Genomic DNA, 18,226 nt, shown 5'->3' with positions numbered 1-18,226 from the left:
AGGTCACGTTTCATACCCGCCTTATCGGGTTAATGATAATGAATTGCAATATGAAATGTACATGAATTGCATTCTCATTTCGTGCATCAAAAGCGCAGTCCTGCCTGCCAGGGCGTCACGCCTCGCACGCCCCGCCTTTCACAATCCTGGCATCGGGAAAACGAATGGAAATGAGAAAGCCCCGCTCCCGTTGCGGCAGCGGAGAGACAATATGCAGTTCGGCATCCATCTGTCCGGCAATGTTACTGGCAATGGCAAGACCGAGCCCACTGCCCTGCGTCGTGGTTGAACCACGCACGAACGGGCGGGTCAGCCGCACCAGGACAGGCCCCGGCAAAGGCGGGCAATCATTGGCAATGTCCACCGTGCCGTCATCACGCAGGCTGATGCGTACGCAATCCGCCCCCGTGCCATGCACAAGGGCGTTTTCAATCAGGTTCCGCAGCAGGATGCCGGTGGCATCCATGTCGCCATGGACAAAGATGCTTTGAGTATCGCCCACATCGATTGCCACGTGATGCGGGCCTTTTGAGGCATTGTCCATGTCATCAAGCAGAATATAAAGCACGGGCAGCAGGTCAAAACGCTCACGCCGGAACGCCACGCCGGACATGGCCCTTGAAAACTGCAACAGCTTTTCCACCGTCCGCCCCAGTTGCCGGGTGCGCCCGCCAATGACCTGCACGCGCGCCGTCATGGCCGAACCCGGCGCCAGGCTGGCTTCAAGCATCTGTATCTGTGCCTGAAGCCCTGCAATGGGGTTGCGCAGTTCGTGCGCGGCACTTGCCGCGAAGGCGCGCTCGGTGGCCAGCGCCTTTTCCAGGCGGCACAGCAGGGTGTTGAGCGATGTCTGGATGGAAATGAGTTCCACCGGCAGGTCAAGCGGGGGCACCGGGCGCAGGTTGCCGCTGCCGCGTGACTGCATCTCGACATTGAGCCGGTCGAGCGGCTGCAACGCGCGGCGCACCGTCAGGCGCACCAGCAGCCAGATCACCGGTATGAAGATGGGAATGGGCAGGAGATGGATGATCATGGCCCGCAGGATAGCGCCATGGCGGTGGCGCAGCGGCTCGCCAATCATCACCCGGCAGGATGTGGCGTCCGGCCCCGTCACATAAACACGAAAGTGCTGCGTATCCGCAAATCCCGCCTGCGCAGGCCACACGAAAGGCCCCACCGGCGCATTTTGCGAGCGCAGCACCACATGGCCCTCATGGTCCACGATCTGGTAGGCCAGCGCCCATGCCCCCGCCCCCGGCACCACCGCAACCGTGCCGGTGGGTACAGCATGAAGCTGGGTCACGATCGCGGTCTGCAACCGCTCGGACACCTCCTGCAGCGAGTTGTCCAGCCGCTCGATCATTTCATGGTGGGTAAAAAAACCGATGGCAACGCCAAGTGCAAGCAGGCTGATGATGACAACAGCCAGCACGCTGCTGATGATACGGTTGGCAAGGCTCCAGCTTTTCATGCCGGCATTCCCACAGCCAGGCAGTATCCACGCCCCCGCACGGTGCGGATCACCGCGTTGCCCACCTTCTTGCGCAGGCGGCTGATGAACACCTCGATCGTATTGCTCTCCACGTCATCGCCAAACGCGTACAGGGCCGTCTCGATCTGACTGCGCGAATGGATCATGCCCGGCCTGCGCGACAGCAGTTCCATGATGGCCCATTCCCGCGCGGTCAGTTCAAGCGGCGCGCCATGGCGCCGCACCACGCGGTTCTGCCGGTCAATCGCAACATCTCCCACGCGCACGGGCACTGCATGCCGACGCGGCGCGAAACGCCGGGCGACGGCGGTGATACGGGCCACAAGTTCATCAAGGTCGTAGGGTTTGACGATATAGTCATCCGCCCCGTCCGACAGCCCCGCGATGCGGTCGCTGATCTGGTCCTCGGCGGTGGTGATGAGCACGGCAATGTCAAGGCCGCGCGCCCTGACCTTACGCAGCAGGTCGCGCCCGTTCCCATCAGGCAGGCCAAGATCAAGCAGCATGAAGTCATAGGCCACCGTTGCCAGGGCGGCGCGGGCCTCCTCGATGGTGGTAAACCAGTCCACCGCATGGCCTGCCTGCCGCACGCGCTCGAGCACCGCAGCCCCCAGATCGGCCTCGTCTTCCACAATGAGGATACGCATCAGCCCGGCTCCCTCTCGCGCATGACCCGCGCGTATAGTGATGGCAGCACCAGCAGGGTGAGCAACGTGGATGAGACCAGCCCGCCAATGACCACGCTGGCCAGGGGGCGCTCCACCTCCGCGCCCGCACTTTGGGAGAACGCCATGGGAAAGAACCCGAGGCTTGCCACAAGCGCCGTAGCCATGACAGGGCGAAAGCGCGACTGCGCGGCGGCAAAGGCGGCGGTGGCAACAGCCATGCCCTGCTGGCGCAGCGCGCCGATGGTGCTGACCAGCACCACGCCGTTCAGGATCGCCACCCCGAACAGCGCGATGAAGCCGATCCCGGCCGAGATGCTGAAGGGCAGCCCGCGCACCGTCAGCGCCACGATGCCGCCGGTTGCGGCCACCGGCAGGTTGGCAAACACCAGCAGGGCAGGCCTTACCGCGCCAAACGCCACCACCAGCAGGGCAAAGATCAGGCCGAGGGCGACCGGCAGCACGACTTCAAGCCGCTGCACCGCCGATTGCAGGTTACGGAACTGGCCATCCCACTGCATGGTGTAGCCTGCGGGCAGCCTGACATCACGGGCCACGCGGGCCTGCGCTTCGACTACGAAGGAGGACAGGTCGCGCCCGCGCACATTGGCCTGCACCACCATGCGCCGGCGCACCCGGTCGCGGCTGATGCGCGGCGGCCCGTCAACAGGGTGCAGATGGGCCACCTGCCCCAGCAGCACGCTGCCCTGCCCGTCATGGCGCGGTACCCGCAAGGCCGCGATGGTGGCTGGTGAGGCGACCTGCCGCGGGTCAAGGCGCACCTCGGTGCTGATCATCGCATTCCCGACCATGACCGCGCGGCCGATATGCCCGCCCACGGCTTCAACCGTGTCGAGAATATCCTGCATGGCCACGTTGCGGCCCGCAGCCTGCGCGCGGTCAATGTCGATCACGAGCAGCGGCACGGTGCCATCGCCCGCAGGCGCCACATCCGCCGCCCCCCTGACCGATGACATGACCGCCGCCACCCGGTCGCCCAGAGCGGAAAGCCGGCCCAGGTCATCACCATAGATCGAGACGGCAATCTGGGTGCGCACGCCCGAGAGCAGGTCGTCCATGCGCATCTGCACGGGCTGGCTCCATGAATACAGGGCATCGGGCAATTCATGGCGCAGGGTATCATCCATCGCGGCGACAAGCCCTGCCTGCGTGCGGGCGGTTTTCCATGTAGCGGGGTCATTGAGAAAAATGAAGCTGTCCGTCTCGTTCACGCCCATCGGGTCGGTGGGGATGGCGGATGTGCCGGTATTGCTGATCACCGCCCTGACTTCGGGGAAGCGGCGCAGGATCTGCTCCTGTTTTGTTACCGAGGCCAGCACGGTATCGAGCGAGGCCGAGGGCAGCCGCGTGGTGGTGACTGTCAGAGCCCCTTCATCGAGTTGCGGAATGAACTCGCCCCCCAGCCGGGTTGCCAGCAGCACCGATAGCGCGAAAACCGCCAGCGTGCCGCCAAACAGGATGCGCGGATGCCCCTCGCCCCACCCCACCATGGTCCCGTATGGCGTGCGCAGCCACGCGATCAGCCATGTATCCCCCCGTGGCCGGACCGGCCCGAGGGCCAGGACGGCAAGCACCGGCACGCAGGTAAAGCCGTAAACCAGCGAGGCCAGCAGCGCCATGATGACGGTCTGCGCCATGGGGCGGAACATGTGGCCCTCGATGCCCTGCAGCGTCAGCACCGGCAGGTAGACCATGATGATGACAAGGATCGCGAAGCTGACCGGCCGCATGACCTCGCGCACGGCACCAGCCACAAGGGTTGCAAAATCCGCTTCGGGTTCGCTTTCGCGTCGCGCAAGGATATGCTCGACCACGACCAGGGAGCCATCGACAATCATGCCGAAATCGATCGCGCCCAGACTGAGCAGGTTGGCCGAGATGCCAAACTGCCGCATGCCCGCCATGGCGCAGACAAGGGCCAGCGGAATGACCGAGGCAATGACGAGGGCCGCCCGCCAACTCCCGATCACCACCACCAGCACGCCCACCACCAGCACGGCGCCGAGCAGCAGGTTGTCGCGCACGGTCGCGATGGTCCGCCCCGTCAGCGTGGCGCGCGTGTAATAAGGCTCGAGCGTGACCCCGGCAGGCAATGCCCGGCGGATGGCAGGCAGCGCGCGGTCGATGGCGGCAAGGGTGGCGTTGGAACTCGCCCCGCTTTCCATCATGACCACGCCGATCACGATCTCGCCCTGCCCATCACGGGTCACGGCCCCCAGCCGGGTGCGCGCACCCAGGCCCACACGCCCAAGGTCGCGCAGCCGCAGCACCGAGCCATCGGCATTGCTGCGCACGGGAATGGCGCCGAAATCCTCCACGCTGCGCACAAGCCCCCGCCCGACCACGATCTGCTGCTCGGCATGGCGAGGGATCCATCCGCCGCCTGCCGCGCCGTTATTCGTATCCACCGCGCGATAGACTTCCCCTACCGACAGGTTGGCCGCGATCAGGCGCGCCTCATCCAGCGTGACCGCATAGGTCTCTTCCGCCCCGCCATTGACATTGACATCCACCACGCCGGGCACGAGGCGCATCTGCGGCACCACGGTCCAGTTCATGATTCGGTTCAGGTCCATCAGCGTATGGCCCTTGCCCTTTATCTGGAACTGCATGATCTCGCCCATGCCCGTGGTCAGTGGCCCCATCCCCAGGCTCACGCCGGGCACCGAAATGGCGCCACGGGCCTGTTGCAGGCATTCATTCACGCGGATGCGGTCCAGGTTGATGTCCGTTTCATCAGCGAACTGAACATACACCACCGACACCCCGCTGCGCGAGACGGAACGCAGGTCGGTCATGCCGGGAATGCCGGTGAGGCTGGCCTCGACGGGGAAGGTGATGAGCTTTTCCACCTCCTCGGTGGCAAGGCCGGGGGCCACGACCGAGACCAGAACCTGCCGGGGCGAAATGTCGGGCACGGCCTCCACCGGCAGGCCCATCACCGCAAGGCACCCCGCTGCCAGCACAAGGCCGAGCACCCCCAACACGATCATCCGCGCGCGCAGCAGCGCTTCAAGCAACCGGGCGCCCATCAGTCGGCATCCATCCCGGCAAGGCCAATGACGGATCTGAGCGCGAAACTCCCCTGCCCCACAATGGCCTCGCCGCCTTTCAGCCCGCCCTGGACGACGGCCTGCCCGCCTTCCTCCAGCGCCACCGTGACCACGACCGGCGCGTAGCTTGCGCCGTCAATGCGCCTGAAGATAACGCTCTGGCCATTGATCTCCTGCACGGCAGTTGCTGGCACCACGATGCCGCTCACGTCCTCGCGCGTCTGCAATGTCGCATCGAGCACGGTGCCGGGCATGAGCCGCCGCGCGGGGTCCGGCACGGCACTGATGACACGCACCAGCCCGGTCAGGGGGCTGGCCATGCCATCGACCGTATCGATCCGCGAGGTCACGGCGCCCTGCGCGGTCCCTGTCACCTGCGTGCCGCCGGGCCGCACCCGCACCGCCTGTTCCGGCGGCAGGTCGGACACCAGCCAGACGCGCGAGAGATCGGCAAGCGTGGCCACATCCATGGCAGGTGCAAGGTCACCGGCCACCGATGTATCGAGCGTGATGACCGTGCCATCGAACGGGGCGATGAGGGTGGAGGTCTCGTCAGTGCCGTCATGTTCGGAGGAGGAATTGAATTCCTCGGCAAAGCGGTGGCCCAGCGTGTCCACATCCGCCTGCCGGGCGCGCACGGTGGCCTGGGCCTGCGCCAGCGCATCCTGCCGGCGGCGCAGTTCGGCCATTGATACGGTCTGCCCGGCCAGCAGTTGCCCGCGCGCGCAGGCGCCCGCGGCATCATCACGCGCGGCGATGGCAGCGGCAAGGGCCGCGCGCAACTGTATGGCCTGCAGGCGGGCGACATGCAGGGCATGGTCCTGATAGCGCAGCAGCCCGTCGCCGCGCCGCACCACCTGACCCGGCTGCACGAGCACCTGCACGACCTTGCCCGTGCCTGCGGGGTGGATATGCACGACCCGCGCCGCATCGGGCATGACCCGCGTCATGACCGGCAGGCTGGCCACGAGGTGGCCGGGCTGGGCAACCGTGATGACAAGGCCCTCGTTCACCGCTGCCTTTTCATCGAGATGAACGACCGGCGGCAGGGCGGGCGGCCCGTCTTCCGCCCGGGCCGGAAGGGGAGCCAGCATGAGAAGCATGGCGCAGGCAGGGGCCAGCCTCATGGCACGACGCCCGTGGCAATCAGCACCCGGATGCTGGCCACATGCCATTCCACCTCGGCGCGCAGGCTGGCCAGACGCGTGTTGCATGCGGCCTGCCTTGCCTGCAACGCGGTATCAAGGCTGGCCTCGCCCACGCGCCAGGCGTGTTCCTGCGCCACGGCGCGCTGCTCCATGCTGGCTGCCGCCGCCGCACCGGCCTGACGGGTGGTGGCGGCGGTAATCAGCCGCTCGCGCACGCGCATCATTTCCAGATGGACCATGCGGCGCGCCTGCACCTGCTGGCTGGTGGCGGCGGCCAGGCGGTTACGGGCCTCGGCCATGAGGGGGGTATTGCGCACCTCGCTGGGCAGGGGAATGCTGAAGTTCAGGCCCACGCGGTCATCCCACGGGCTGCCGAACTGTTTTTCATGAATGGCGTCGACCCCGATTTCCGGGTTGGGCATGAAGGAGCGGCGCGCCAGCTTCATATTGGCCTCGGCGGCTTCGACCACATGCTGCGCGGCGCGGACGCGGGGGTCGTTATCCTCGATATCGCGCGGCGCGGTAAAACGCGCGCGGCTGACATCGCTCCCGCCATATTGCGTGATATCGGGCATGGCAGGCTGGCCAAGCAGCACTTCCAGCCCCGCGCGGGCATTCTCCTCCTCCTCCTGTGCAAGGGCCAGTTCGTTGCGGGCGTTTTCGGTGCCTGCATCGGCCAGTTGCCGGTCGGCGGCGGAGAGTTCGCCCGCGCGGCTGGCCCGGTCAACGCTGCTGCCCATGCGGCTCATGGCCCCGTACAGGTCGCGGGCGGTGGCGAGGCGGGCCGTGGCCATGCTTTCGCCTGCCGCCGCATCCAGCACGCGGATGGCAAGCGCCATATGCGCCACATTGAGTTGCTCGGCCAGCGTGGCCGCTTCCATGCTGGCCACCTTGCGCGTCGCACTCCCCTGCCCCGGCAGCCATAACGGCACCGACACCCCGCCCTGATAGGTGGTGTAGCCCAGATTGCTGCCCAGGGCATGATCATCCATGTATTCACCCGAGAGGGTCGGGCCGCCTGCAAACCACGACCCTGCCGCGCTGGCCCGTTGCGCGGCCCCGTGCTGGCCCACCTGCAGTTCGGTCCGGGTCGGGTCAATGGCCCACGCCATGCTCACGGCAGCATGAAAGGACAGGGACCGGGCAGGCTGGGCCACCGCCTGCCTATTCGCGGCAATCGCCATCACGGCGGCCAGGCACGCAAGCACGGCCGGACGCATGCGGGGCCAGCCTTCATGGAACAACGGGGCCTCCTGCCTTCATCCGGGCAGCCAGATCATCCCACATGCGCTGGGTGGCGAGGTTGATGTCGTTTGAAACCACAAAGGGCGACTGGCTGCGCGACAGGACGGACAGGCCCATCCGCTCACCGATCACGAACTGCCCGCGCGAGAACAGCATGACCGAAATCGACCCCTGCTGCCCCTGCCCGATGGGGCGGATCACCGATACCCGCAGGTGCGGGGCAGGCTGCGCGATCTTGAGAAAGGCCGCATTTACATCTGGCCCCGTAGGGCAGGCCACGCTGCGCAGCACCGCCTGGCGCAGGACGGAATGGGGATAACCGCCATACAATCCATCGACATGCAGCCTGATGCCCGCCGCGTGGCCTGCGCAGATCAGGTCCGTCTTCGCTGCTGCAGGCGCTGTCCATGCCCACGCCGTGAAAAAAGCCAGCAGAACCGGGAGATAACGTAGCTTTACGCGCATGATGGCCTGTCAGGCTCCCCCTGTCGATCAATGGTGCCAGGCACCGGTGAGGACAGGTTTAGGGCGCGAAGCTGACGTGAACCTGAACGCGGGCCGACAGAAGGCACAATGTGACGCCTGGGCCGCCCTGCGCGGGCATCAGCAAACCGGCCTTTGATCGTGACGGGCAGCTTGCGGCAGGTTACAGCCCCAGAGCGGAAAGCCCCGGATGGTCATCAGGGCGGCGACCATGTGGCCAGTGAAACAGCCGGTCGGGTACTGTAATCGGCAGGTCGTTGATTGACGCGAAGCGGGTGCGCATCAGACCGTCCGCACCGAATTCCCACAACTCGTTGCCATAGGAGCGAAACCACGCGCCCGTGGCGTCATGCCACTCATAGGCAAAGCGGACAGCCATGCGATTATTGCGAAACCCCCAGAGTTCCTTGATCAGGCGGTAATCATGTTCCCGGCTCCATTTGCGGGTCAGGAACGCGATGATGTCATCACGCCCATGAATGAATTCCGTGCGGTTGCGCCACTGGCTGTCTGGCGTATAGGCGTGGGCCACCTGCGTGGGGTTCTGGGTGTTCCAGGCATCTTCAGCAAGGCGGACCTTGAGGGGGGCGGTCTGTGCATCAAACGGTGGCAGGGGAGGACGTGACATGCGGAAACTCCTGTATTCAATATAAAATCAAGTGCGTGAGATGAATGTGGTTCCTGAACCGCATTGACGAAATGACAATGATCCCTCATTTCAGGCCATGACCCGTTCCATCGGCTTTGTGCTCTATCCCGATTTCCAGTTGCTCGACGCTGCCGGGCCTGCCACCGCGTTCGAGCTTGCCGGGCGTATCAGCGGGCAGGACTACGCGCTCAGAATGCTGTCGCGCCATGGCGGGCTGGTGCAGTCCTCTTCCGCAATAGCCGTGCAGACGCTGCCGCTCGATGCGGCAGAGGTATTTGACACCCTTATCACCGTTGGCGGCGAAGGCCACGGCACGGCCATGCACTGCGCTGACCTGCGCGCCTTCATGCAACGCCAGAGCCGCCGCACGCGCCGCATGTGCAGTGTGTGCTCCGGCGCATTCGTGCTGGCCGCAGCAGGGCTGCTGCAGGGGCGGCGCGTGACCACGCATTGGCAGCAGGCGCAGAAATTCAGCCATATGTTTGCCGATATAACGCTCGAGCCTGACGCCATCTTCATCCATGACGGGCCTGTCTGGACCTCGGCTGGCATCAGTGCGGGCATTGACCTTGCCCTGGCACTGATAACACAGGACCACGGGGAAGATGTTGCCCGCCAGACGGCACGGCAGATGGTTGTGTTTTATCGCCGCCCCGGCGGCCAATCACAGTTTTCAGCCCTGCTGGACATGGAAGGGGGCGGCGCGCGGTTTGATGCCCTACTGGGCTGGATACGCGCCCACCTGTCGCAACGCCTGACCATAGAGGTGCTGGCTGAGCGGATGGCCATGAGCCCGCGCCATTTTTCCCGCGCCTTTCAGGCCGCCGTCGGCACCAGTCCGGCAAAGGCGGTTGAACGGCTGCGCGTAGAGGCGGCGCATGAACGGATCGTGCATTCCACCACACCAATCGAGGCTATCGCCATCACCACGGGATTTCATGACCCCGAGCGCATGCGGCGGGCATTCGTGCGGGTGTTCGGGTTGCCGCCACAGGCAATCCGTCGTGCGGCACGATGACCGGGTTCATGCACGCACCGTGCCGATTACCGGCCACTGTCATACCTGAAGCAACCTTGCGCATGACTCTCCTGCCTGCGCCAGTCATGGCATGATGACCCACCCAGAGCCTCCGGGAAACCTGATGCGGCACGCCCCTCGACTCATGATCGCGATGCTCACATGCCTTGCCCTTCCGACAGCCGTGGCGCGTGCGCATGACCGCCCCCGTCAGGCCACGGCAGCCCCCGGCACGGACACGGGCCGCACCGAACGGATTTTCAACCTGCCACAACAGGATGGGGCGTCGGTACGGGTGCTGTTTGCCACCCCGGGCAAGCCACGGGGCATGATCATCATGCTACCCGGCGGGGCAGGTGATCTCGGCCTTGAACCCGATGGCCGCATCCGGCACGGCGACAATTTTGTCGTCCGCACGCGTGGGTTATGGAACCAGCGGGGTTACGCCGTTATCATTCCCGATACGCGCGAGCATGCCAGCCTCCGGGGCCAGTGCGGTTCTTCCGCCTATGCCCGCGTCGTCACGGATCTTATCGCTTTTGCACATAAGCAGGGGCCTCAGGCCGTTTTTGTGCTTGGCACGAGCCAGGGCAGCATTGCGGCCGTCAATGGCGCGGCCCATGCGCCCGCGGGCAGTCTTGCCGGTGTGGTGCTGACGGAATCCGTGTCCGTCATGGGCGGCAGCAGGGAAACGGTTTTCAGCGCTGGCCCGCAAAACATACAGGCACCTGTTCTTGTCGTTGCCAACCGTGATGACCGGTGCAACGTGGCGCCACCCCAGGCCGCCAGGCAGATTGCACTTGCCATGACGGCCAGCCGGGACGTGCATGTGCTGATGGTGGCGGGTGGTACCACCCGATCAAGGCAGGCCTGCGGTTCACGCACCCCGCATGGCTATTTCGGTATTGAAGAACAGGTGATCGACGCCATCAGCGCATGGCTCGATACCCATGCCTGACGGGCCATGCTGACACTATAATAAGGACGGCTTTGGAACGGCGTGAAAATCATCAGGCCATTCTGGGTTAGGCCTTGATTTCAGGGCGAAATCCACTACCCGAAAAAATGAAGCGCGTCATATGAAATCAGGTGCAGAAAATGCATGACTGGATTTACCGACAAGCGCTGGTCTTTCCCTTCCTGAATCCATATCTGCGCCTGAATAATTTTTTCGTGAGCAATGCGGATGAAGAATACCGGTCTTTCGGCGGGCATGATGCTGGCGTTTGCGGCATACGCTTCGTTTTCGATCAGTGATGCCTATTCCAAGCTGCTGGCAGGCCGGATCGACCCGTTTGAGGTCGCGTTTTTCGGCGGTGTTTTCGGCCTGCTGCTCATCCCCTTCATCAGGGGGAAAAACGAATCCTACCGTGACCTGTTCGTGGTCCGGCAGCCGGTCATGTGGCTGGTACGGGCGGCCGCCACCTTTGCCGCCACGGCGGCGAGTGTCGAGGCCTTTATGCTCCTGCCCATGCCGGAGGCCTTTTCGCTCATTTTCCTCATGCCGCTTTTCGTGACCGTGCTTTCGGTCGTGCTGCTGCGCGAGAAAGTGTCCACGCTGGGGTGGCTTTCGGTCATCGTGGGTTTTATTGGCGTGCTGATCGTGCTGCGGCCCGGCCTGCGCGCGTTGCAGTTCGGGCATCTGTGCGCCCTGATCGCGGCTGTGGCCAATGCCGTGGGCGTCATTGCCTACCGCCTGTCGGGCCGCAATACGCCGCGCCTGTCCATGTTCAGTTCCAGCCTGTGCGGCCCGCTGCTGGGCAATGGCGCGCTGATGATGGCCCATGCAAGCTGGCCGCAGGGCGCTACGGTCTGGATGTTCCTGTTCGGCTACGGCTTCCTGGCCGCGCTAGGGCAGTTGCTGATGATGATATCCGCCACCCGTGCCACAGCCAGCGCAATCGCCCTGCCGCAATACAGCCAGATGCTGTGGGCGGTGGCCTTCAGTTTCTATGTCTTTCATGAGCCGCTTGATAGCTGGACCTTTGTGGGCATTGCGGTCATTATCGCGTCGGGCCTGTTCAAATGGGCCTATCCGCGCCTGGCGGGGCGGATGGTGCCCCTGCGGCGCCAGCAAGCGGCGTAAGTCATTAAAAACTGTTTGAAAACAAATCATTGATAAAAAATGACAAAAGTTTTTGGGTGCCGCCTTTTTTCAAAAAGGCGGCGTTCTTCGAAGCTTTTTGAAAAAAGCTTCACCAAAAACTTTCCTATGATTTCTGAATGTTTTCCGGGCTGACTTTTCAAACAGTCTTGCTCTTATGCATTTGGGGTCGCTGCATGCGGCAAAATCAGGAAGGGGACGGGTCAGACCGTGATGGGTCGGCTTGCGAGCATGATCGCCCCTTCTTTTCCTTGTGCCCTGAACGGATACCCGAGGTTCGGCCATCGGATGACAAGTATGGGACATGGAAAAAACGACGCATCCGGCCACGGCTTCCACGCCCGAACCACAGCCCGCGTCGATCACGATCGGGATCGACATCTCCATGAATCATCTCGACGCGGCCCATCACCCCGGCGGTGATACCATCCGCGTCAACACCCGCAAGGGCCAGACCGCGCTCCTGCGCTGGATCGGCGATATCAAGGCCATCGCGCGGGTGGTGTTCAAACTGACCGGCCCGTCCTGCTCCACGCAGATTGGCTCAGGACGGCAAAAGCCGTTTGACCACAACGAATACTCCTGGTTTTTGAGAGCCGATTGCCCAGGACTAAAAAGCGGCCTTTAAAACATGCTGTTCCGCTCAAAAAAAAACCGCCCCTGAAAGGCGGCATACAGCAGCTTCTATTTCCTAATTCATCTTACAAACGCCATCCGGCAAATGGCCTGATCTGCCGGGCCAACGCACAGGGCAGGGATCATGCGACCCCTGCCCCGTCATGTATCAGATGCTTTTTGTGTTCCGACGCGTTGGCTCAGAAATCAAGCGACGTCTTGACATAATACATGCCGCCATTGAACCCGTAGGAGGAATAGGACGCGTATTTGGCAAGGCCCTGCTGCGTGTTGGCAATGGATGAGGAAACACGGGTCGGGTATTTGTTGCCCAGGTTGTTCGCACCGATGCCGATGGTCCACCGCGGCACGGGCTTGTAGTCAACTTCCATGTTGGTAATGAAAGCCGGGTTCTGCTCGAACGGTACGGAACCCGCACCCGTGGGCGATGCCATGTAGATCATGGAGCCATAGCGCATTTCCTGCACGAAGACCGACCACTTCTTGTACTTCCAGTTCACGCTGATCTGCTCGCGGTTTTTGGGTGCCGCGTGCAGCACCATTTCCTTGGTGTACTCGTTGACCAGGTTGTTCTTGCTCGAACGGATTTCGTTATCCGAGAAGTTGATGCCCATGGCAAAGCGGAACTTGCCGTAACGGTGGGTATTGAGGGTGTAGTCAGCGGTCAGGTCGCCACCGAATGTCTGGGTATTATACAGGTTGGCATAGTAGCTGAGTGAAGTCACGTTACCCAGATTGGCCGCCTTGATGAGCGGATTGTTCGGGTCGACGGTAAAGCTCTCGGTGCTACCCAGCCGGTCATTGATGGCGATGTAGTACAGGTTGCCTGCCACGTGGAAACCATCCACGGGGTTCGCATCAATACCAATGGTATAGCTGCGTGAATACTCGCCCTTCATGGTGCCCGCGCCAAGCGACTTGGCGATGGCACTGTTGGAGGGAACCTGATCCACGACATAACCGGGATAGGGTGCCGAATAGAAATACGACAGTTCGCCAAGCGTTGGCGGACGGTAGCCGGAATTGATATTGGCACGGATGGCCCAGCGCTTGTTGAAGTTATAGCGCGTGCCGACCGAACCGGTCTCGACGGTTGCCATGTTGCTATAGTTGGCAACGCGGCCGCCCAGGGTCCATTCCCACTTCTTCGTTATATAGAAATCAAGGTTGGCAAAACCTTCGTACACGTCACGGTTCGTGTTCGATACGGCCAGCGGCGGGTTGCCGGGATGGTCGGTTGCACCCTGCCCACTCCACGAAGCGGTCTCGCCTTCGGTCATCTGGAAGGTATCGTGGCGGTATTCCGCACCGAATTTCAGGTTGATGTCCTTGGGCAGCAGGTCGGTATGGAACGAACGTGACCCCCTCAGCCCGGTTGTAAGCTCGGTCGAGATCGACTTGCCATCATAAAAGGATGTCTGGGTCGGATCGTATGCATACCCTCCGCCAGTCGCCAGCGAGGCGTTTTCAGAATCCTTGGTGCCGTATGCCTGCTGGTCACGCCCGAAAGTTACGTACGCATCCCATGCAAAGCCGAATTTGCGTGTACGGATGCCGTCATCGGTCTCGAAATCATACTGGTCCATGGTGATGTAGGGCTGGTCACCATTGGGGTAGAGCGACGGGTTAACCCAGTAATCCGCACTCGTGTTGGCACGGTAGGTTTCAGGCACGTTGGCACGGCGGTGCGAGAAGGTGGACGTGCTGTAAAAATTGAACCCATGCCCCAGGGGCACGGACATGTTTTCGCTCAGGGTCTCGAGCGTGCTCTTGGGCAGGCCCAGGCCACGCTGCACATCACGGTTTGCCGTATCGTTACGCGCGCCATCGAACAGGGTGCCATAGAAATCACCACCACGGCTGGTGGGCAACTGGTGGGTCACCTGTGCCGCAAGGTCGAGGTAACCGCCCTTGTTGCCCAGCGCCATGGCATAGCTGGCCGAGCCATCAAGCGCCTGGCCATCGCCCGCGTAATAGCCGCTGTTCTTGAAGTTGACGGTGCCACCATGCGTATCGCGCTTGAGCACGATGTTGACCGCGCCCGCAATGGCATCCTGCCCGTAAAGCGCGGAAGCCCCTTCGGTCACCACTTCGATATGATCGATCGCGGTAATGGGGATCAGCGAAATATCCGCCGGCTCACTACCCCAGTTGGTGCCCGCGTTGGCGTTGAAGTTGGCGCCAATGTGGCGGCGATGGCCGTTGACCAGGATCAGCGTATCATCGGGCGACTGGCCGCGCAGCTGCATGGTCTGGACAAAAGAGCTGGCGCCACCACCGGGCAGGGCTGCGGTGGTGATGGCCGGATTGGCCTGCGCCAGCGCGGACAGCACATTGCTCTGGCCGGTCTTGAGCAGTTCAGCGCCTGTTACGACCGTCACCTGCGTGGTGCTGTGCCGCGGCGTGCCGGGGGAGAAGACGGAATTGGTCTGGTGGCCGCCAACATGGATCTCTTCGGGGTTGCTCGATGCCCGCAGGGCCGCGGGCATGGCCTGCCGGGGGGCGGGCGCCTTTTTATCGGCGGCGATCCGGTAATGTTTTTGCGCTGGCGAAACGGTAGCGGTCGCGGCTTCACCCGCGACCGGCATGAATGTGCCAAATGCCACCCCGGCCACCAGATATAACTTGCGCTTTGACAGGCCTGACATATGCCTCTCCCCCCCTGAAACTCGACCGAAACGTTCCGTATGAATATGTGTAATGTTATGATGCGCGTTCGTTATGATTTGGCGTCATATGAATTATTGATATGTTCCGAACCCGGATTGGTTCTTACTTACACATGACAAATTATATAATTGAAAACGCTCTGATTTTTGTAGGCGTGTTGCTTTTTTGCATAATAGTTTCAAGTATCAGCAGGCCTGCCGCATGCATGTCCGGGCGCGCCTGCAAAGCACAGTTGCAGCAACCGTACCGCGCGACCTTCAATATGCTCCGCGGATGGCACAATATGTTGACAGTTAAAGAAAAGTCCCTAATGTCAAGGTTATAAATTCATAGCCCATAACATTTACGGAGCGCCCGTTGGATATACGCCGACTACAGGCTTTTATTAAGATTATCGATCTTGGCAGCATTTCTCGCGCGGCTGACCTGCTCAATATTGCCCAGCCTGCTTTGAGCCAGCAGCTCGCCACACTTGAGAATGCTTTCAAGCAGAAGCTTGTCATCCGCAGCAAAAGCGGCGTAACCCCCACCACCGCCGGGGCGGAACTGTACAGGCACGCACAGACCCTGACCAAACAGTTCGACCGGGCAATGGTTGAAATCACTCAGGGTTCAGGCCCGCTGGTGGGCAAGGTCTCGGTCGGACTGTCTCCCTACAGCGCGGGGTCCACGCTTTCGGTCAAGCTGCTGCAGCTCGTGCGCGAGCGCCTGCCCAACATTACCCTGCACCTGACCGAAAGCTTCGATGACATATACAGCGAACTGATCATGACCGGGCGGCTGGACATGGCCGTAATTCATGGTGCCGGCCCCATCAAGGGCGTTATTTTCACACCGCTGATGAAGGAAGAATTCTTCCTGCTCGCACCGCACGACCTGGAATTTCCCCAGAATGAAAAGGGGGCCGTGCAACTCGCTGACATAGCCGACATTCCCCTGCTGCTGCCGCCCAAACATAATTTTGTCCGCAAGAGCGTGGACATGGCCTTCATACGCAAGCAGCTTGAACCCCGTATCGTCGCCGAAATCGAAGCGCTGATCACCCTGCAGGGCGCCATAGAACAGGGTATTGGCAGCACCATCCTGCCCTGGTCCGTTGCCAGCCGCATTGTCGTGCCGGGCAAGTCGCGCATCTTTCCGCTGCATAACCCCGTCATTCAGGAAGACGTTTCACTCTGCATTCCCGAGATCATTCCAGAAACCGAGGCGTCGGTGGCCGTGCGTGATCTGCTTATCGACCTCGCCAAGACCATGGCCGCCTCGCATAACTGGCCCGGTGCCCAGCCTTTCGGCTAAGGCACTGTTTAAAAACAACCGATTGATAAAAGTTTTAGGTGCAGCCTTTTTTCAAAAAAACTGCGTTTGTCGAAGCTTCCTGAAAAAAAGCTTCACCAAGAACTTCCTTATGATTTCAGGATGTTTTACGGGCTGACTTTTCAAACAGTCCTTAATGGTTCAGACCGGCACGCACCCGATATTGGGGCGGGTCAGCGCAGCGGGCTGCAACAGGGTCGCAAGCTGCTCGGGGGAAAGCAGTCGCTCCTCCACGATCAGGTCCGTCACCTTGCGGTCTTCCGCCAGCGCGCGCTTGGCAACGGTTGAACAGATATCGTATCCCAGCACCGGCACCAGCACGGTAATGATGCCGATATTAAGGTCAAACAAAGACTGGCACCGTGCCCGATCAGCACAAACGCCGCTGATGCAGCGCGTGGTCAGGGTTTCGATGGCCGCGCGTAATGTCTTGATGGATGTAAACAGGCAATAGCCGATCATCGGTTCAAACGGATTAAGCTGCAACTGCCCGCCATCGGCGCACATGGTAATGGTCAGGTCGTGGCCCGCGACCAGATAGGCCACCTGATTGACCGCCTCGGGTATGACGGGATTGACCTTGCCCGGCATGATGGAAGACCCGGCCTGCACCGCAGGCAGCACGATCTCACCCAGGCCCGTGCGCGGCCCGCTTGAAAGCAGGCGCAGGTCGCTGGACATTTTTGACAGTTTGAGCGCAAGGCGCTTGAGCGCGCCTGAAAACAGCACGAAAGCCCCCACGTCCGATGTCGCCTCGATCAGGTCGGGCGAACTGCTCATGGGCCGCCCGGTCAGGCTGCGCAGTTCCGCCATGACCATGGGCGCATAACGCGGGTCGGTATTCAGCCCCGTGCCAATGGCGGTTCCGCCAAGATTGACCTGCTCAAAAGCCGCCGCATGGGCCTTTATGCTCCTGATTTCACCCGCAACCGCCGTGCGGAACGCCCCGAATTCCTGCCCCAGCGTCATGGGCACGGCATCGCGCAACTGCGTGCGGCCAACCTTCAGAATCTCATCAAACGCTCCTGCCTTTTCATCCAGCGCCGCATGCAGTCCCTCAAGGGCCACCAGCAGCGGATCAACCGCAAGCAGCAGGCCGATGCGGAGCGCCGTGGGGTAAACATCATTGGTGGACTGCGCCATGTTGACATGGTCATTGGGGTGCAGCACGCCGTAGGCGCCCGGTTTTTCGCCCAGCAGTTCCAGGGCGACATTGGCAATGACCTCATTGGCATTCATGTTTGTCGAGGTACCCGCCCCGCCCTGCATGGCATCCACCACAAACTGCGCGTTATAGGCGGGGTCGTGCCCGATGCGCTGGCAGGCTGCGTCAATGGCATTGGCACGCGTGGGGTCGAGATAGCCCAGCGCACGATTGGCCCGCGCCGCTGCCTGCTTGACCACAACCAGCCCCTGCACCAGTTCGGCAAAACTGCCGATTGTGGTGCCACTTATGGGAAAGTTGTCCAGAGCGCGCCTGGTATGCACGCCCCACAACACGCCGGGAGGCAGCGTGACCTCGCCCAGCAGGTCGCGCTCGACGCGGGAGCCGGACTGCCCACTCTGCGCTGCCATAGGGCTGCCCGGGTCCGTCAGGTTACCGGTCGCGCCATCTCGTGCTGGAGCAGGCATATTAATCATTTCGGTCTATCCACGTTAAGAATAATGCCATGCGTGGGGCGGAACGATTTCCGAATCACGCCTGTATGCACCTGTAATGACACGATA

General features: G+C 62.0%; 14 protein-coding genes. 5 read left to right on the top strand and 9 right to left on the bottom strand.

Annotation, left to right across the window (positions count from 1 at the left end; all coding sequences use genetic code 11):
- Positions 1-115 precede the first annotated feature (115 nt).
- From GXY01S_RS02620 to GXY01S_RS02590, 7 genes are all read right to left on the bottom strand, one after another.
- Complete coding sequence (locus tag GXY01S_RS02620) at positions 116-1,471, bottom strand: sensor histidine kinase (protein WP_061271835.1); 1,356 nt, start codon at positions 1,469-1,471, stop codon at positions 116-118.
- A complete protein-coding gene (locus GXY01S_RS02615) occupies positions 1,468-2,139 on the bottom strand; it encodes a response regulator transcription factor (RefSeq protein ID WP_061271834.1) in 672 nt (223 codons plus the stop codon). Before GXY01S_RS02615 ends, GXY01S_RS02620 begins: the two co-directional genes overlap by 4 nt.
- Positions 2,139-5,210, bottom strand: coding sequence for an efflux RND transporter permease subunit (locus tag GXY01S_RS02610; RefSeq protein ID WP_061271833.1), 3,072 nt, complete (start codon positions 5,208-5,210; stop codon positions 2,139-2,141). The genes GXY01S_RS02615 and GXY01S_RS02610 overlap by 1 nt, the downstream gene beginning before the upstream one ends.
- Positions 5,210-6,358 (bottom strand): efflux RND transporter periplasmic adaptor subunit, encoded by a 1,149-nt coding sequence (locus tag GXY01S_RS02605; RefSeq protein ID WP_061271832.1) that lies wholly within the window; start codon positions 6,356-6,358, stop codon positions 5,210-5,212. Before GXY01S_RS02605 ends, GXY01S_RS02610 begins: the two co-directional genes overlap by 1 nt.
- Positions 6,355-7,599 (bottom strand): TolC family protein, encoded by a 1,245-nt coding sequence (locus tag GXY01S_RS02600; protein WP_061271912.1) that lies wholly within the window; start codon positions 7,597-7,599, stop codon positions 6,355-6,357. The genes GXY01S_RS02605 and GXY01S_RS02600 overlap by 4 nt, the downstream gene beginning before the upstream one ends.
- A 13-nt stretch (positions 7,600-7,612) precedes the next feature.
- The gene (locus GXY01S_RS02595) at positions 7,613-8,089 is read right to left on the bottom strand and encodes a hypothetical protein (RefSeq protein ID WP_242501275.1); all 477 of its coding nucleotides are present in this window, start codon (positions 8,087-8,089) and stop codon (positions 7,613-7,615) included.
- 181 nt (positions 8,090-8,270) lie between these two features.
- Positions 8,271-8,735, bottom strand: a complete 465-nt coding sequence (locus GXY01S_RS02590) for a nuclear transport factor 2 family protein (protein WP_061271831.1) — start codon at positions 8,733-8,735, stop codon at positions 8,271-8,273.
- Between the two features lie 97 nt (positions 8,736-8,832).
- Here GXY01S_RS02590 and GXY01S_RS02585 point away from each other — a divergent pair, with 97 nt between their 5' ends.
- The 4 genes from GXY01S_RS02585 (at position 8,833) to GXY01S_RS02570 (ending at position 12,506) form a co-directional block, all read left to right on the top strand.
- Positions 8,833-9,774, top strand: coding sequence for a GlxA family transcriptional regulator (locus GXY01S_RS02585; RefSeq protein WP_061271830.1), 942 nt, complete (start codon positions 8,833-8,835; stop codon positions 9,772-9,774).
- Positions 9,775-9,898: 124 nt separating this feature from the next.
- The gene (locus GXY01S_RS02580) at positions 9,899-10,732 is read left to right on the top strand and encodes an alpha/beta hydrolase (RefSeq protein ID WP_255210346.1); all 834 of its coding nucleotides are present in this window, start codon (positions 9,899-9,901) and stop codon (positions 10,730-10,732) included.
- Between the two features lie 228 nt (positions 10,733-10,960).
- A complete protein-coding gene (locus GXY01S_RS02575; protein WP_061271829.1) occupies positions 10,961-11,860 on the top strand; it encodes a DMT family transporter in 900 nt (299 codons plus the stop codon).
- A gap of 322 nt (positions 11,861-12,182) precedes the next feature.
- Positions 12,183-12,506 (top strand): hypothetical protein, encoded by a 324-nt coding sequence (locus GXY01S_RS02570; RefSeq protein ID WP_061271828.1) that lies wholly within the window; start codon positions 12,183-12,185, stop codon positions 12,504-12,506.
- 187 nt (positions 12,507-12,693) lie between these two features.
- Here GXY01S_RS02570 and GXY01S_RS02565 read toward each other — a convergent pair whose 3' ends face one another.
- Positions 12,694-15,162: a TonB-dependent receptor plug domain-containing protein gene (locus tag GXY01S_RS02565; protein WP_174520896.1), complete on the bottom strand. Its 2,469-nt coding sequence runs from the start codon at positions 15,160-15,162 to the stop codon at positions 12,694-12,696.
- A gap of 379 nt (positions 15,163-15,541) precedes the next feature.
- Between GXY01S_RS02565 and GXY01S_RS02560 the strand changes: the two genes are divergently transcribed.
- Positions 15,542-16,480 carry a LysR substrate-binding domain-containing protein gene (locus GXY01S_RS02560; RefSeq protein ID WP_061271827.1) on the top strand — a complete coding sequence of 313 codons (939 nt, stop codon included), beginning with the start codon at positions 15,542-15,544 and terminating at the stop codon, positions 16,478-16,480.
- A gap of 159 nt (positions 16,481-16,639) precedes the next feature.
- Here GXY01S_RS02560 and GXY01S_RS02555 read toward each other — a convergent pair whose 3' ends face one another.
- On the bottom strand, positions 16,640-18,073 hold the full coding sequence (locus GXY01S_RS02555; protein ID WP_061271826.1) for an aspartate ammonia-lyase: 1,434 nt from the start codon (positions 18,071-18,073) through the stop codon (positions 16,640-16,642).
- Positions 18,074-18,226 lie beyond the last annotated feature (153 nt).

Source organism: Komagataeibacter xylinus NBRC 15237 (assembly GCF_001571345.1).
GTDB classification, from domain to species: domain Bacteria; phylum Pseudomonadota; class Alphaproteobacteria; order Acetobacterales; family Acetobacteraceae; genus Komagataeibacter; species Komagataeibacter xylinus.
This window is presented reverse-complemented; position numbering and strand designations above follow the sequence as displayed.

What these genes read in the sequence shown, in the direction of transcription:
- GXY01S_RS02620 (WP_061271835.1), bottom strand. Translation starts at nt 1,471, where the DNA reads ATGAAAAGCTGGAGCCTTGCCAACCGTATCATCAGCAGCGTGCTGGCT.
- GXY01S_RS02590 (WP_061271831.1), bottom strand. Translation starts at nt 8,735, where the DNA reads ATGTCACGTCCTCCCCTGCCACCGTTTGATGCACAGACCGCCCCCCTC.
- GXY01S_RS02610 (WP_061271833.1), bottom strand. Translation starts at nt 5,210, where the DNA reads ATGGGCGCCCGGTTGCTTGAAGCGCTGCTGCGCGCGCGGATGATCGTG.
- GXY01S_RS02585 (WP_061271830.1), top strand. Translation starts at nt 8,833, where the DNA reads ATGACCCGTTCCATCGGCTTTGTGCTCTATCCCGATTTCCAGTTGCTC.
- GXY01S_RS02615 (WP_061271834.1), bottom strand. Translation starts at nt 2,139, where the DNA reads ATGCGTATCCTCATTGTGGAAGACGAGGCCGATCTGGGGGCTGCGGTG.
- GXY01S_RS02600 (WP_061271912.1), bottom strand. Translation starts at nt 7,599, where the DNA reads ATGCGTCCGGCCGTGCTTGCGTGCCTGGCCGCCGTGATGGCGATTGCC.
- GXY01S_RS02570 (WP_061271828.1), top strand. Translation starts at nt 12,183, where the DNA reads ATGGAAAAAACGACGCATCCGGCCACGGCTTCCACGCCCGAACCACAG.
- GXY01S_RS02580 (WP_255210346.1), top strand. Translation starts at nt 9,899, where the DNA reads ATGCGGCACGCCCCTCGACTCATGATCGCGATGCTCACATGCCTTGCC.
- GXY01S_RS02575 (WP_061271829.1), top strand. Translation starts at nt 10,961, where the DNA reads ATGAAGAATACCGGTCTTTCGGCGGGCATGATGCTGGCGTTTGCGGCA.
- GXY01S_RS02605 (WP_061271832.1), bottom strand. Translation starts at nt 6,358, where the DNA reads ATGAGGCTGGCCCCTGCCTGCGCCATGCTTCTCATGCTGGCTCCCCTT.
- GXY01S_RS02555 (WP_061271826.1), bottom strand. Translation starts at nt 18,073, where the DNA reads ATGGCAGCGCAGAGTGGGCAGTCCGGCTCCCGCGTCGAGCGCGACCTG.
- GXY01S_RS02595 (WP_242501275.1), bottom strand. Translation starts at nt 8,089, where the DNA reads ATGCGCGTAAAGCTACGTTATCTCCCGGTTCTGCTGGCTTTTTTCACG.
- GXY01S_RS02565 (WP_174520896.1), bottom strand. Translation starts at nt 15,162, where the DNA reads ATGTCAGGCCTGTCAAAGCGCAAGTTATATCTGGTGGCCGGGGTGGCA.